Here is a 12998-nt window from a genome sequence, read left to right as displayed (position 1 = left end):
TTTCGATAATGAAATTCCGCATTACTCTGGCTCTGGCCCTTTTTTCTTTAAGCACAGCATCCTTCGCAACCTCTCTCTGTCAGGAGAAAGAACAGGATATTCAGCGTGAGATCGGTTATGCCGAAAAGCATAACAATCAGCACCGTGTTGATGGTCTTAAAAAAGCGCTGAGCGAAGTGAAAGCGAACTGTTCAGACAGCAAGCTTCGTGCCGATCACCAGAAAAAAATCGCTGAACAGAAGGACGAGATAGCCGAGCGCCGTCGCGACCTGCAGGAAGCGAAAGAGAAAGGGGATGCGGAAAAAATTGCCAAGCGCGAGAAGAAGTTGAAAGAAGCGCAGGACGACCTGAAAGCGCTGGAAGCTCGCGATTATTGAGTTAACGGAAATCTCAACAGGAGAGAATCATGTCAAAAGATACGACGTCTGAACATCTGCGCGCTGAACTGAAATCCCTGGCCGATACCCTTGAAGAGGTGCTGAACTCCTCTGCTGACAAGTCGAAAGAAGAGGTCAGCAAACTGCGCAGCAAAGCGGAGCAGGCGCTTAAGGAGAGCCGCTATCGTCTGGGTGAAACCGGCGATGCGCTGGCGAAACAGACCCGCGAAGCGGCTGCCCGTGCGGACGAATACGTGCGTGATAACCCATGGACGGGCGTAGGAATTGGTGCCGCAGTCGGTGTGGTACTGGGTGTCCTTCTGACGCGTCGTTGATATGGAAGATCCTCGTCACGCACAAGGGCCTGCTAACAACGTCCTCGGCATCGGCCAGCGTATTTTAACGACGCTGGTTGGGATTGCCGAAACGCGCGTCCGGCTGGCAGTGGTCGAGCTGGAAGAGGAGAAAGCAAACCTCTTCCAGATGCTGCTGATGCTCGGGCTGACCATGCTCTTCGCCGCGTTTGGTTTGATGAGCCTGATGGTGTTAATCATCTGGGCCATCGACCCGCAGTATCGTCTTAACGCGATGATCGCCACCACCGTCGTTCTGCTGGTCGCGGCGCTGATTGGCGGTATCTGGACGCTGCGCAAAGCGCGTAAATCCACGTTCCTGCGCCATACGCGCCAGGAGCTGGCTAACGATCGCGCCCTGCTGGAGGATGACAAGCCGTGAGCGGTAAAGCCGAACGTCAGAAGCGAAAAGCGTATCTGTTAAGTGAGATCCAGCAGCAACGGCTGGACCTGTCTGCCAGCCGTCGCGACTGGATTGATGCGACGCGACGCTTTGACCGTGGCTGGAATACCGTCCTGAGCCTGCGTTCCTGGGCATTGGTCGGCAGCAGCGTGATGGCTATCTGGACGGTTCGTCATCCGAATATGCTGATCCGCTGGGCGCGTCGTGGCTTCGGTGCCTGGAGCGCCTGGCGTCTGGTGAAAGCCACGATTCGTCAACAGCAGCTGCGGTGATAAAAGCAAAACGGTAACTCTGGTTACCGTTTTTTGTTTTTGCGCCCTCTCCAGTGGGAGAGGGTTGGGGTGAGGGCATCCGCACGCGCCCCTTACTCAATATCTTTGAATTAGATTGACAGTTTTCCTTGCTAACAATCGCCAACCGTCACGTTTATGATGCTCTCCATCGACAGCAATGACGCGGTATCTACCCGGAATTGCAGACAAATAAAGTTCAGCCGCTGATGTGGTTTCCTGGAGAGTAAAATGAAAAAATTAGAAGATGTTGGTGTACTGGTAGCGCGTATTCTGATGCCAATTCTGTTCATCGTCGCAGGTTGGGGAAAAATCACCGGCTATGCGGGTACCCAGCAATACATGGAAGCCATGGGCGTTCCGGGGTTCCTGTTGCCACTGACCATTCTTCTTGAGTTCGGCGGCGGCCTGGCGGTTCTGTTCGGCTTCCTGACCCGCACCACCGCGCTGTTCACCGCAGGCTTCACCCTGCTGACAGCGTTCCTCTTCCACAGCAACTTTGCGGAAGGCGTGAACTCTCTGATGTTCATGAAAAACCTGACCATCGCGGGTGGCTTCCTGCTGCTGGCCATCACTGGCCCGGGCGCATACAGCATCGACCGCGTTCTGAATAAGAAATGGTAAGCACGCTATACTGAATGAACACAAAGCGAGGAGACATCTCCTCGCTTTTGCTATCTGAAGGAGGAGAAAAAATGGGACAACTCGTAGACGGCGTCTGGCAGGATGTCTGGTATGACACCAAATCCACCGGTGGTCGCTTCAAGCGCTCAGCTTCGGCCTTCCGTAACTGGCTCACCGCTGACGGTGCGCCTGGCCCGAGCGGCGAAGGCGGCTTCGCGGCAGAGAAAGACCGTTATCATCTTTATGTTTCCCTTGCCTGCCCGTGGGCACACCGCACGCTGATTGTTCGCAAGCTCAAAGGTCTCGAAACTTTAATTCCGGTTTCGGTGGTAAACCCGCTGATGCTGGAAAACGGCTGGACGTTTGACAGTGATTTCCCTGCTGCGACCGGCGACGAACTTTACCACCACGATTTCCTTTACCAGCTCTATCTGCGCGCCGATCCGCACTACACCGGGCGCGTTACCGTGCCGGTGCTGTGGGACAAGAAAAACCAGACGATTGTCAGCAATGAGTCTGCGGAAATCATCCGCATGTTCAACACGGCGTTTGACGTGCACGGCGCCCGCGCCGGGGATTACTACCCGGTGGAACTGCGCGAAAAGATTGATGAGCTGAATAGCTGGATTTACGACAACGTCAACAACGGCGTCTACAAGGCCGGTTTCGCCACCAGCCAGGAAGCGTATGACGAAGCGGTCGAGAAGGTGTTTGAATCGCTGGCGCGTCTGGAACAGATCCTCGGCCAGCACCGCTACCTGACGGGTGACCGCCTGACGGAAGCGGACATTCGCCTGTGGACCACGCTGGTTCGCTTTGATCCGGTGTACGTTACCCACTTTAAATGCGATAAACACCGCATCAGCGACTACCTGAACCTGTATGGCTTCCTGCGTGACATCTACCAGATGCCGGGTATTGCCGATACGGTCGACTTCGACCATATCCGCACCCACTATTTCCGCAGCCACAAGACCATTAACCCAACGGGCATTATCTCCATTGGCCCGTGGCAGGATCTGGATGAACCGCACGGGCGCGACGTTCGATTTGGATAAATATTAAGGGCATCAATAGATGCCCTTTTTTAATTCACAATCTCCATCTATCCTTACCTCGATCGCTTAGAAAACAAGTGATTGACTGACTAATGAGGCAAGGAAAATGGACTGGTATTTAAAAGTACTGCGTAACTATATTGGATTTGGTGGCCGCGCCCGCCGTAAAGAGTACTGGATGTTTGTTCTGGTGAACTTCGTCCTCATCATGGTGCTGGGTATTATCGATAAAATTCTTGGCTGGGAGCGGGCTGGCGGAGAAGGCGTGCTGACTACCATCTATGGCCTGTTAGTCCTGCTGCCATCATGGGCGGTACTGTTCCGTCGGCTGCACGATACCGATCGTTCGGCGTGGTGGTTACTGCTGCTGTTGATCCCAATTGTCGGCTGGATCGTGATTCTGATCTTCAACTGTCAGAGCGGCACTCCAGGTGAAAACCGCTTTGGTCCGGATCCTAAACTCAACGCCTGATTCGTTGCCCGGTGGCGCTTGCGCTTACCGGGCCTACGGATCTACTTATTGTGGTGGGCGAAGAGTTTGGGTATTTCGCGCAGGCACCACGATTTGGCTTCGCCCATGCTGTCGCGACGCCACGCCATAATGATATCCACCTCGTGGCTATATTCCGGGCTGACAACGCGCAGCCGTCCTTCCGCAATATCTTTTTCCACAAATGGATAAGGCATCGTCGCCACGCCGAGACCGGCCAGCAGCGCCTGCCGTTTGTCTTCCAGTGAGGTCACTGTCAGACGAGGCTGTTTATCCAGCAGTTGCACCGTCAGCACCGGACGCTCGCGCGCGGTATCCGCGACCGCCACGCCGCGATACTTCACGCGCGTGACTTCAGAGAGCGGCTCCGGCTCCTGGTGAATCGGATGATTGGGTGCGGCAACGTAGACGTTCATCACGCTGTAAAGCTTGCGCGAGTTGATTTCCGATGAGGAACGGAAGTGCATGTCCGGCGCAATGACGATGTCCGCCCTTCCCGTCTCCAGACGCTCCCACGCGCCTGCCAGCACCTCGGTGATAATTGACAGCTGCGTGTTGGCTTTGGCTGCCAGGCGGTCCACCAGCGGGAACAGCGCTTCTGTCGGCACCAGCGCTTCAGTTACCAGCGTCAGGTGGGTTTCCCAGCCGCGCGCCAGCGCTTCGGCGTCCGTCGTGAGCTTATCCGCCGCTTCCAGCAGCACGCGACCGCGCTCCAGCAGCATCCGCCCGACGTTGGTGAATTTTGTTCGATGACCGGAGCGGTCAAACAGCACCACGTCCAGCTCTTCCTCCAGCTTTTGCATGGTGTAGCTCAGCGCAGACGGAACGCGCCCCAGTTCATCAGCTGCCGCCGCAAAACTGCCGCGCCGGTCAATCGCGTCCATGACGCGAAGCGCCTCAAGCGTCAATGCTCTCTCTTTAGCCATCTCGTTCTCATTCAGGAAATTTGAACATACCGGGCAGAATATCTGGCTAACAATGCAGCGTCCATACCTTTACCATTGTTTTAGTGTAAAGAGAGGTCAAGTTTATGATTACGACAAGAACAGCTAAACAGTGCGGACAAGCCGATTTCGGTTGGCTGCAGGCCCGCTACACCTTTTCCTTTGGACACTACTTTGACCCTAAACTCCTCGGTTACGCATCACTACGCGTGCTGAATCAGGAAGTGCTCGCCCCGGGTGCCTCCTTCCAGCCGCGCACGTACCCGAAAGTCGATATCCTGAACCTGATCCTGGAAGGCGAGGCAGAATACCGCGATAGCGAGGGCAATCATGTCCAGGCAAAGGCTGGCGAAGCGTTGTTAATTTCCACGCAACCTGGCATAAGCTACAGCGAGCATAACCTCAGCAAAGACAAAACGCTGACCCGTATGCAGCTGTGGCTTGATGCCTGCCCCGAGCGGGAAAATCCGCTGGCACAGAAGTTAGATTTAACGGGCGATAAGCAGCAGCTGATCGCGTCCCCGGACGGCAGCAAAGGTAGTCTGCAGCTGCGCCAGCAGGTGTGGCTGCACCATATCGAGCTGAAGAAAGGTGAACAGGCGAGCTTCCAGCTTCACGGGCCGCGCGCCTACCTGCAGTCGATTCACGGCACGGTGCATGCGGTGACGCACGCGGAAGAGAAAGAAGCGCTCACCTGCGGCGACGGGGCGTTTATTCGTGATGAAGCGAATATCACGCTGGTGGCGGATACGCCGCTGCGCGCGCTGCTGATTGATTTACCGGTTTAGAGAACGCCCTCACCCTAACCCTCTCCCTGTGGGAGAGGGGACCGATCGAGCTACGGCAGAATCATCCAGCGCCGTACGCGACGACGAAATCACTCTGCCAGCGCGTTAGCCATATCGGTTCTGATCTGCTTGCGCTGCTCCGGCGTCAATACCTGGCTGACGTCGAAGTAATACTTCACGCGGTAATAACGGGTCTGCTCTTCAATTTTGCTGAATGCGGTAAGCTGGCTTTTCACCGTACTTTCGTCCCATTTACCCGCCTGGAACATGTCGATAAGCGCCCCGTCCTTCACGCCCGTCATCGGAATTTTGCTGACATTTTGTTCCAGCTGCTTATGCAGATCTTCAATCTTCTTCACCTGCTCATTGCTGAGCTTCAGGTGCTGAACCAGCGGATCCTGCGATGGAGAAGGAGCAGCCTCAACGTTCGCGGCCTGCGCCGTAAAACTGCACAGGGCCAGCGCGGCGGCGGCCAACGCAATACGGGTCATTTTCATCATCTTACTGTCCTTACATTCTGTTATAGGGGAAAGCAGGCGTATTGTTTTTCAAGAGCGGATGAATATGTGTGAGTAATTATATAAACAATTTTGTATGTTTAGCGGGCAAAAAAATGCCCCCTGCGCTGAGGGGGCATGAGGCATCATTAGCATCAGATGGAATGCGTAAACGTCCTTGAAATCACATCCTGCTGCTGCTCGCGCGTCAGGGCGTTAAACCGCACCGCATAGCCTGACACGCGGATCGTCAGGTTCGGGTAATTCTCGGGATGCGCAATGGCATCCAGCAGCATTTCCCGGTTCATGACGTTGACGTTAAGATGCTGCCCCCCCTCGATGGCCGCTTCGTGATGGAAATACCCGTCCAGCAGCCCCACCAGGTTGGTTTTGCGCACCAGCTCGTCCTTGCCCAGCGCCTGCGGCACGATGGAGAAGGTGTACGAGATCCCATCTTTTGCATACGTGAACGGCAGCTTGGCAACCGACGTTAACGAGGCCACCGCCCCTTTTCTGTCGCGGCCGTGCATCGGGTTTGCGCCTGGCGCAAACGGCGTGCCGCCGCGACGTCCATCCGGCGTGTTGCCGGTCTTCTGGCCGTAAACCACGTTGGAGGTAATGGTCAGGATCGACTGGGTCGGCACCGCGTTGCGGTAGGTGGGCAGCGCCTGAATTTTCTTCATAAAGCGCTCCACCAGGTCGCAGGCGATGCTGTCCACGCGGTCGTCGTTGTTGCCGTACTGCGGGTAGTCCCCTTCTATCACAAAGTCGACCGCCAGACCGGTGTGGTCGCGCACCGGTTTTACCGTGGCGTATTTAATGGCGGACAGGGAATCCGCCGCCACCGACAGGCCAGCAATGCCGCAGGCCATGGTGCGATAGACGTCCCGGTCGTGCAGCGCCATCAGCGAGGCTTCATAACTGTACTTGTCGTGCATGTAGTGAATGAGATTCAGCGCGCTGATGTACTGCACCGCCAGCCAGTCCATAAAGTGATCGAGGCTCGCCATCACGGTGTCGTAGTCCAGCACGTCATCCAGCAGCGGTTCGGTTTTCGGACCGACCTGAATCTTCAGCTTCTCGTCCACCCCGCCGTTGATCGCGTACAGCAGCGTTTTAGCGAGGTTGGCGCGGGCGCCAAAGAACTGCATCTGCTTGCCGATCACCATCGGGCTGACGCAGCAGGCAATGGCGTAATCGTCGCTGTTGAAGTCGGCACGCATCAGGTCGTCATTCTCATACTGCAGCGACGAGGTGACGATGGATACCTGCGCGGCGTATTTCTTGAACGCGATCGGCAGCTGTTCTGACCAGAGGATCGTCAGGTTCGGTTCCGGCGCAGGCCCCATGGTGTGCAGCGTGTGCAGATAGCGGAAGCTGTTTTTGGTCACCAGCGTGCGGCCGTCCAGCCCCATGCCGCCGATCACTTCCGTCGCCCAGATCGGATCGCCGGAGAAGAGCGTGTCGAACTCCGGCGTGCGCAGGAAGCGCACCATGCGGATCTTCATAATGAAGTGGTCGATCAGCTCCTGCGCCTGAACTTCATTCAGACGCCCGGCCTGCATGTCGCGTTCAATGTAGATATCGAGGAACGAGGCCGTGCGCCCCAGCGACATCGCCCCGCCGTTCTGGGATTTCACGGCCGCAAGGTAGGCAAAATAGACCCACTGCACCGCTTCCTGAGCGTTCATCGCCGGACGTGAGATATCAAAGCCGTAGTTCGCCGCCATCTGCTGGATCTGCAGCAGCGCGCGTTTGTGCTCCGCCAGCTCCTCACGCAGGCGGATCGTCGCCTCGAGATCTTCCCCGCGCTCCAGCCTGCCCTGCAGATCGGCAAACTGCAGTTCACGCTCGCGCACCAGATAAGCGATCCCGTACAGCGCCACGCGGCGATAGTCGCCGATGATGCGCCCGCGCCCGTAGCCGTCCGGCAAACCGGTCAGCACGCCGGATTTACGGCAGCGCATCATCTCCGGCGAATACACGTCAAAAACGCCCTGGTTGTGGGTTTTGCGCAGATCGGTAAACAGATATTCGAACTGCGGATCCATCTCGCGGCCGTAGGCTTCGAACGAGCTGCGGATCATGTTGATCCCACCGTACGGGTGCAGGGCGCGCTTCAGCGGTTTATCGGTTTGCAGGCCAACAATCGTCTCCAGATCCTGGTCGATATAGCCTGGCCCGTGCGCAGTAATGGTGGTGGCGATGTTGGTGTCAAAATCCACCGGGGCGTGGGTGGCATTCTCCTGGCGAATGCCGACCATTACCTTCTGCCACAGCGCCGTCGTTGCTGGCGTCGCCTGCGCGAGGAAAGCTTCGTCGCCGTCATAAGGGGTGTAGTTATGCTGAATAAAATCGCGCACGTTGACGGTGTCTTTCCATTCTTCACCGCGAAACCCGGCCCATGCGTCGCTGTAGGGCGCGACGCCCGTATCGATTGTTACTTTCATCTTATTCTCGCTTTATCAGGCGTAAGCCGCAGCCGGGGTAACCTTCCCAAGACGGAGGGCGTCCAGCGCGATCATTTTTTCTTCGTTGGTAGGGACAACCGCGCAGGCCACGCGGGACGACTCGGTGCTGATGACGCGCTCACCCGCGCTGCCCGGCAGGGCATTTTTGGCGTCGTCGAGGACAATGCCAAACACCTTCAGGCGTTCCGCCACCAGGGCGCGGACAAGCGTTGAGTTCTCGCCGATGCCGCCGGTAAAGATCACTCCATCCAGGCGGTGCAGCGACGCCGCGTGACCGGCAATGTGACGTGCAATACGGTGCACAAAGGTCTGGATCGCCAGCTGGGCCCGTTCATTGCCCGCGTGCCAGGCTTTCTCAAGCGCCCGCAGGTCTGAAGAGATGCCGGAGATGCCAAGCAGCCCCGACTCTTTGTTGACCACCCGCTCCAGATCCTCAAACGACTGGCCGGTTTGCTGGGCAATCCACGCCATTGCGCCAAAATCCACGTCGCCGCAGCGCGTGCCCATCACCAGCCCTTCCAGGGGCGTCATCCCCATGGAGGTATCCACGCTTTCGCCATTGCGCACCGCGCAGATGGAAGCCCCGTTGCCGAGATGGGCAATCACCAGGCCGCTGTCATCGGGGGACAGCCCGAGAAGCGCCTGCGCCTGCCCGGCCACGTAGCGGTGAGAGGTACCGTGAAAGCCGTAACGACGCACGCCCAGCTCTTCAAAATAGCGGTATGGCAATCCGTACAGATACGCCTGCGGCGGCAGCGTCTGGTGGAAGCTGGTATCGAACACCGCAACCTGCTGCACGCCCGGGAACAGGCGCTCTGCGGCTTCCACGCCGCTCAGGTTGGCGTAGTTATGCAGCGGCGCCAGCGGCGAAACCTGGCGGATCTGCTCAATGACCTCTTCCGTAATCAGGGTCGACTCGCTGAAGAGGTCGCCGCCGTGAGCAATGCGGTGGCCAATTAAGGCCACGCTGCTCATCAGGTTACGCTTCTCCAGCTCCAGGGCGATGGCTGCCAGCGCCCCTTCGTAGTCATGGTGAGCCAGCCTGGCCGGCTCACCCCCGTTCACGGAAATAAAGGCCTTTTCAGTGTTGATACCGTCCGCAATGCCCGTCAGCAGGGCGTCACAGCTGCCGGCATCAAGCACCGAAAACTTAACGGAGGACGAACCGCAGTTAATAACCAGTACAACCGGAAACTCATTCATCATGTGACTCCGCTCTTCCTGAGCTTTGGTTAGAACAGTTTGTAAACGATATTCAGAATGGTCAGCAGACCCACAATCGTGACGAAGATGTTCTCCGGTCTGCCTTTGTATTTCGCCATGGCCGGCGCTTTGCGGATGGCATACATCGGCAGCAGGCACAGCAGAGAGGCGATGATCGGCGCACCCATTGCTTCGATAAGGTCAAGAATGTTCGGGTTGGCGTACGCAACGACCCAGGTGGAGCCCATGATGAACACCATGCTGATGGTGTTCAGTTTGCCCACGGACACTTTCTTCTTATCGCCCTTATAGCCGAACTTGAGGATTAGACCGTTCAGCCCTTCCAGCGTCCCCAGATAGTGACCGAAGAAGGATTTGAAGATAGCGACCAGCGCGATGATGGAGGCACCGTATTCCAGTACCGTCGCGAACGTCGATTTGGTTCCCGACATCGACGCAAAGTGGTTCGCCAGGTATGAGAGCACCGGAATATTCTGCGCTTTGGCTTCCGCCATGTTCTGCGGGGAGAGCGTAAACAGGCAGCTAAAGGCGAAGAACATCACCACGGCGACCATCAGCAGGCTGGCGCGACCGATGATTCTGGAACATTTCTGCTCGGTAAATTCTTTACCGAACTGTGGCTCGTACTCTTCGCGCTTGGAGACCACAAACGAGGAGACGATGGGCGAGAAGTTAAAGGAGAAGACCATGATGGAGATCCCCAGCCACACCGTGATCAGGATGCCGTCATGACCGGTGAAGGCGATATCGCTCAGGTTCACCTGGTCGATGACCGCCGAGTTCCAGTAAGGGATCAGCGACAGGGAAATCAGCACCAGGCTGGCAATAAACGGAAACACCAGGAAGCTCATTACCTTCACCATCAGGTCTTTACCAAACCAGATAACAAAGGCCATCAGCAGCAGCAGGAACAGCGCCACCACGCCGCGGTTCAGCGCGGGCAGCTGGAGCTGGTTTTCCCAGAAGGTCATAAAGGTGTTGGTAATGGTGACGCCGTAAATCCACAGCAGCGGGCAAATGGCGAAGAAGTAGAGGAACGTGATGACCACCCCACCGGTCTTGCCAAAGTGCTCTTCCACCGTTTCGGTAATGTTGCCAGAGACGTTGCTGCCGGACAGGCACAGGCGCGCCAGCGCGCGGTGGCAGTAGAACGCAATCGGGAACGCGAGAACCAGCATCAGCAGGATAGGGATCAGGCCGCCAAAGCCCGCGCGAATGGGAAAGAACAGCACGCCTGCGCCAATGGCGGTTCCGAACAGGCCAAGCGTCCAGGTGGTATCAGACTTACGCCAGGAGGACGTTTTCGTCTGGCCAACGATAATGCTTTCTGTGTTGCTCATAGGTCACCTTTATGCGTCAACGAAGCCGGTAATTTGGGAAACACGAGAGAGATCGATATTACCGCCGGAAATAATGCAGACGGTTTTACGACCCTGAATATAGTGGTCAAGCTTGCCGCTTAATAACGCGGCACAGGCCAGCGCACCGGCACCTTCCGTCACCACTTTATTTCGCTGAATAAGCGCAATCATGCTGTCGCGAATGTTGTTTTCGCTGACCAGCACAATGTCATCGACTAATTCACGAACAATTTCGAAGGTTAATTTACCCGGACGAGAGACATCGCAACCGTCGGCTAATGTACCGGTGACGCGATGGTTTATAATTTCTCCCGCCTGATACGATGCCGCCATGCCGTGAACATTTTCTGACTGCACGCCGATAATATTAATGGTGGGGTTGATGGATTTAATCGCCGTCGCGATCCCGGCAATTAAGCCGCCGCCGCCGATTGGCACAATGACGTTATCCACATCGTATAGATCTTCAAGAATTTCCAGACCGATGGTGCCCTGCCCGGCGATCACTTTGGCGTCATCGTAAGGTGGAATAAAAATACGCCCTTCCAGCTCGACGATTTCGCTGACTTTGGCGATGGTGTCGTTAAAGTTCTCGCCGTGCAGCACCACCTCCGCAGAGTAGTCGCGGGTCGCGGCCACTTTGGACTTCGGCGCGCCCATTGGCATCACCACTTTGCCGTCAATGCCCAGCATGGCGCAGGAGAGAGACACCCCCTGCGCGTGGTTTCCCGCGGAGCAGGCGACCACGCCTTTGCGTTTTTCAGCATCGGTCAGCGAGCTTAATTTGTTAAACGCACCGCGGATCTTAAACGAACCGGTACGCTGCATGTTTTCAAATTTCAGGAATATTTCGCCCTTACAGCGTTCGCTGAGATAATTCGAGCGCGGCATACCCGTTTTATATACCTTTCCTGCCAGCCGTTTTCTGGCATCCTGAATATCTTCAATCGTTACCGGGAGATCGTAGGTAATGTGCATAATATCCTCGTTATAATAATTCATTCTTTTCGGGCAAAGTCAGGGTATCAGAGCATTGTTAAAATAAACTCTGGGTGTTTTTATAAAGGTTTAATACTTCTCAGGGGATTAATACATCATCGTCGTCTTTCGCTGGTGAGTGAGGCATATTGTTTTGCCAGCTCAACTAATACTGACGCCGATTTTTTAATTCTGTAATTTTTCGACCACACGGCAGCATAACGCGCCACGGGTAATTCATCTTCTACCGGCAGGACAATAAACTGGTCTGAACCGAACGGGGCAATCATGTCGCGGGGAATGACCGTCAGATAATCGGCATTCAGCACAAGGTTATAAATGGTGACGACGGAATCGGTCTGGACGATGTTTTCAATGCTGATGTGGTTGTCTTGCAGAGTAGTCAGAAGTTCTTTGTAGTAGCCCATATCGGTTTGCGGCATCACCCACTGCTCGTGCGTGAGCGATGCCAGTGTCGTCGGGCCGGTGCACGTTCGTGACTTGCTGGCGACCAGCACAAACTCGGACTCAAACAGCGGCTCGACGTGCAGATCCTGCAGCAGCATTTCATCGCTCAGCGTACCGATGGCAAAATCCAGCCGACCGTCGCGAATGGCCGGCAGGAAAGACGACAGCTGCGCTTCATACATCGAGACGCGTGCTTTCGGGAACACTTCCTTAAATTTTTTGATCATCTCGGACAGGAAGGTAAAGCCGATCAGCGACGGATAGCCAAAGGAGACGTCCATGACGGTGCTGAAGCTCAGGCTGTTGATTTCGCTCACCATGTTTTTCATCTCACGGGTGATCGACTCGGAGTATGAGAGCAGAACCTGGCCCGCGGCAGTGAGTTTTACGCCGGTGTTTTTGCGCACCATCACTTCCACGCCAAAGTAGGATTCGATATCGCTGATGATTTTGCTGACGGCGGGCTGCGTCAGGCCCAGCTGTCTTGCCGCAGAACCTATGGAGCCACTTTTAATGACTTCCTGAAATACCACGAGGTGCTGTGTTTTCGGTAGAATAATAGTGTTCATAATATTCTGCGCTTATTTCCCTATGACGGGGTGAATTCTACTCAATAATGTTTAAAGGGGTATGTGCTGTTACTCACAATTTGCCTTTTCGCATCCAATTAAG

At 55.8% G+C, this 12998-nt stretch carries 15 protein-coding genes; 8 read left to right on the top strand and 7 right to left on the bottom strand.

Annotated elements, in window-relative coordinates; translation table 11 throughout:
* Positions 1-8 precede the first annotated feature (8 nt).
* The 7 genes from ABR39_RS16215 (at position 9) to ABR39_RS16185 (ending at position 3577) form a co-directional block, all read left to right on the top strand.
* Positions 9-377: a DUF1090 domain-containing protein gene (locus ABR39_RS16215; protein WP_047347748.1), complete on the top strand. Its 369-nt coding sequence runs from the start codon at positions 9-11 to the stop codon at positions 375-377.
* A 29-nt stretch (positions 378-406) separates the two neighbouring features.
* Positions 407-712 (top strand): DUF883 family protein, encoded by a 306-nt coding sequence (locus ABR39_RS16210; RefSeq protein WP_008503141.1) that lies wholly within the window; start codon positions 407-409, stop codon positions 710-712.
* Between the two features lies 1 nt (position 713).
* Positions 714-1112, top strand: a complete 399-nt coding sequence (locus ABR39_RS16205) for a phage holin family protein (protein WP_014885329.1) — start codon at positions 714-716, stop codon at positions 1110-1112.
* Positions 1109-1405 (top strand): YqjK-like family protein, encoded by a 297-nt coding sequence (locus tag ABR39_RS16200; protein WP_047347747.1) that lies wholly within the window; start codon positions 1109-1111, stop codon positions 1403-1405. Before ABR39_RS16205 ends, ABR39_RS16200 begins: the two co-directional genes overlap by 4 nt.
* A 249-nt stretch (positions 1406-1654) precedes the next feature.
* Positions 1655-2047, top strand: a complete 393-nt coding sequence (locus tag ABR39_RS16195; RefSeq protein WP_042716298.1) for a DoxX family protein — start codon at positions 1655-1657, stop codon at positions 2045-2047.
* A gap of 71 nt (positions 2048-2118) precedes the next feature.
* Entirely contained in the window at positions 2119-3105 is a 987-nt protein-coding gene (locus tag ABR39_RS16190; protein WP_047347746.1) for a glutathione S-transferase family protein, read from the top strand.
* Positions 3106-3211: 106 nt separating this feature from the next.
* Positions 3212-3577, top strand: coding sequence for a DUF805 domain-containing protein (locus tag ABR39_RS16185; RefSeq protein ID WP_047347745.1), 366 nt, complete (start codon positions 3212-3214; stop codon positions 3575-3577).
* A 41-nt stretch (positions 3578-3618) separates the two neighbouring features.
* Here the strand turns inward: ABR39_RS16185 and ABR39_RS16180 are convergent, their stop codons facing one another.
* Complete coding sequence (locus ABR39_RS16180) at positions 3619-4521, bottom strand: LysR family transcriptional regulator (protein WP_023333543.1); 903 nt, start codon at positions 4519-4521, stop codon at positions 3619-3621.
* A gap of 104 nt (positions 4522-4625) precedes the next feature.
* Here ABR39_RS16180 and ABR39_RS16175 point away from each other — a divergent pair, with 104 nt between their 5' ends.
* Positions 4626-5327, top strand: a complete 702-nt coding sequence (locus tag ABR39_RS16175) for a pirin family protein (RefSeq protein WP_047347744.1) — start codon at positions 4626-4628, stop codon at positions 5325-5327.
* Between the two features lie 89 nt (positions 5328-5416).
* Here the strand turns inward: ABR39_RS16175 and ABR39_RS16170 are convergent, their stop codons facing one another.
* The 6 genes from ABR39_RS16170 to tdcA form a co-directional block, all read right to left on the bottom strand.
* On the bottom strand, positions 5417-5827 hold the full coding sequence (locus ABR39_RS16170) for a Spy/CpxP family protein refolding chaperone (RefSeq protein ID WP_047347743.1): 411 nt from the start codon (positions 5825-5827) through the stop codon (positions 5417-5419).
* Positions 5828-5979: 152 nt separating this feature from the next.
* Positions 5980-8274 carry a formate C-acetyltransferase gene (gene pflB / locus ABR39_RS16165; RefSeq protein WP_047347742.1) on the bottom strand — a complete coding sequence of 765 codons (2295 nt, stop codon included), beginning with the start codon at positions 8272-8274 and terminating at the stop codon, positions 5980-5982.
* A gap of 15 nt (positions 8275-8289) precedes the next feature.
* The gene (tdcD, locus tag ABR39_RS16160; RefSeq protein WP_047348177.1) at positions 8290-9498 is read right to left on the bottom strand and encodes a propionate kinase; all 1209 of its coding nucleotides are present in this window, start codon (positions 9496-9498) and stop codon (positions 8290-8292) included.
* A gap of 29 nt (positions 9499-9527) precedes the next feature.
* The gene (gene tdcC / locus ABR39_RS16155) at positions 9528-10859 is read right to left on the bottom strand and encodes a threonine/serine transporter TdcC (protein ID WP_047347741.1); all 1332 of its coding nucleotides are present in this window, start codon (positions 10857-10859) and stop codon (positions 9528-9530) included.
* A gap of 9 nt (positions 10860-10868) precedes the next feature.
* Positions 10869-11858 (bottom strand): bifunctional threonine ammonia-lyase/L-serine ammonia-lyase TdcB, encoded by a 990-nt coding sequence (tdcB, locus tag ABR39_RS16150; protein WP_047348176.1) that lies wholly within the window; start codon positions 11856-11858, stop codon positions 10869-10871.
* A gap of 116 nt (positions 11859-11974) precedes the next feature.
* Positions 11975-12895: a transcriptional regulator TdcA gene (gene tdcA / locus ABR39_RS16145; protein WP_047347740.1), complete on the bottom strand. Its 921-nt coding sequence runs from the start codon at positions 12893-12895 to the stop codon at positions 11975-11977.
* Positions 12896-12998: the final 103 nt, after the last annotated feature.

The sequence above is a fragment of the Enterobacter genomosp. O genome (assembly GCF_001022965.1).
GTDB classification, from domain to species: Bacteria; Pseudomonadota; Gammaproteobacteria; order Enterobacterales; family Enterobacteriaceae; genus Enterobacter; species Enterobacter cloacae_L.
This window is presented reverse-complemented; position numbering and strand designations above follow the sequence as displayed.